General features: G+C 74.3%; 1 protein-coding gene. It reads left to right on the top strand.

Annotated elements, in window-relative coordinates; all coding sequences use genetic code 11:
* Positions 1-583, top strand: a 583-nt coding sequence (locus tag FDZ70_11255) for an S-adenosylmethionine:tRNA ribosyltransferase-isomerase (GenBank protein ID TLM65230.1), incomplete at its 5' end; no start/stop codon positions are given.
* Positions 584-1082: the final 499 nt, after the last annotated feature.

The raw sequence follows: 1082 nt of genomic DNA, 5'->3' as shown, positions 1-1082 counted from the left end.
GCTGCCGCCCTACATCACCGGGCCGCTTGACGACCCCGAGCTGTACCAGACGGTCTATGCGACGGAGGAGCGCTCCGCCGCCGCGCCCACCGCCGGCCTGCACTTCACGCCGGAGCTGCTCGAGCGCGCCGAGGCCGCCGGGGTGCGGCTCGCCCGCGTCGAGCTGGATGTCGGGCTGGACACCTTCCGCCCGGTGACCGAAGAGGATCCCGAGCGGCACCACATCCACACGGAGCGCTACCGCGTGCCCGAGCGCACGGCCGCGGCGGTCAACGAGGCGCGCGCCGCGGGCGGGCGGGTCGTCGCGGTCGGCACGACGGCCGTGCGCGCGCTCGAGAGCGCGTTCGACGAGCAGGCCGGCGCCCTCGTCGCGGCCGAGGGGATGACGGGCCTGTACATCCTCCCGGGCTTCAGCTTCGCGGCGGTCGACGCGCTCGTGACGAACTTCCACGTGCCGCGCTCGACGCTGCTGATGATGGTGAGTGCGTTCGCGGGCCGCGAGCTCGTGATGCGCGCGTACGCCGCGGCCATCGAGGAGCGCTACCGGATGCTGTCCTTCGGCGACGCGATGCTCATCCTGTAGCGCCACCGCGCTACTCGGAGTACGGCTCCCACCACGTCCAGTTCGGGTTGCCCGCCGCCGGGTCGGCCGACGATGTGCCCGGCGCTATCGCGAATCCGCCGTCGGCCGAGCGTCCCGCGAGCGGGTAGACGGTCACGCCGAGGTCGTCGGCCGCACCCGCCGTGAACGTGGGTGAGCCGTCTGCCGCCGCCGGCTCGGCGAGGGAGGCCGGCAGCGTCGGCCACTCGCCGAAGTGCTCGAGCCCGCGCGCGGCCGCGAGCGCGTAGCGGCCGCCCTCGAAGGTCCGCGTGACGAGCGTGAAGCCGACCATCGTCCCGCCGTCGTCCTCCACGAAGATCGTGCCGGGCGAGTCGCGGCGCTCGTACACGTCGCGCGAGCTGGCCGCGCCTGTGCCGAGGTCCGTGTACAGGCGGCCGCCGGCCGACAGTGACGAGCGGTCGGCCGTGACGCCGCGGGCCAGCCGCCAGACGTGCCCGTCGTAGGTCACGCAGCTCGGGAC

The sequence above is a fragment of the Actinomycetota bacterium genome, from assembly GCA_005774595.1.
In the GTDB taxonomy this organism is placed as follows: Bacteria; Actinomycetota; Coriobacteriia; order Anaerosomatales; family D1FN1-002; genus D1FN1-002.
Note: the sequence above shows the minus strand (reverse complement) of the source record. Positions and strands in the feature narration are given on the sequence as shown.